The organism is Xenorhabdus littoralis (assembly GCF_033949345.1).
Lineage (GTDB): Bacteria > Pseudomonadota > Gammaproteobacteria > Enterobacterales > Enterobacteriaceae > Xenorhabdus > Xenorhabdus littoralis.
Window position 1 is genome coordinate 1 of the sequence record NZ_VCDP01000208.1, and the last position, 419, is coordinate 419.

Consider the following 419-nt stretch of genomic DNA (forward strand, 5'->3'; position numbering starts at 1 on the left):
AATCCCTGCCAGCAGACAGCAGTGCGCAGGATATCATGGCGGTCGATGACCGTTTGTAATGCAGCCGTGAAGGCGTCAAGGTGTTTCCGGGTATCGAAGGCAATGACATGGTGCAACAGATAAGCATCGCCTTGCTCTTGCAACCGGTGATGGAACAGAATGCCCTCCTGTAGCGGCGCGAGCGGATAGATGTCCTGCACATTGGCTGCCCCGCCCGCCACGGTGCCGGCAATGGTGTCGATTTCTGTCTGGGACAGGGTGACCAGTGGCAGCATCTCAGGAGTGAGCGCCGTGCAGCCGTCAGGAATACGATTAGGCGGCACAATAAAGGCGGCTTCCCCCTGATTCGCCCGAATAGCCTGCGCCATGTCAGTGAGTACAGGCGCAGAGAAGACACTGCGCACATCAAGCCGCCAGCC

1 protein-coding gene is annotated in these 419 nt (G+C 58.7%); it reads right to left on the reverse strand.

All coding sequences use genetic code 11. The features are described from left to right. The coding region (locus FE394_RS20185) for a condensation domain-containing protein (protein WP_319927933.1) at positions 1 to 419 on the reverse strand (419 nt) is incomplete at both ends.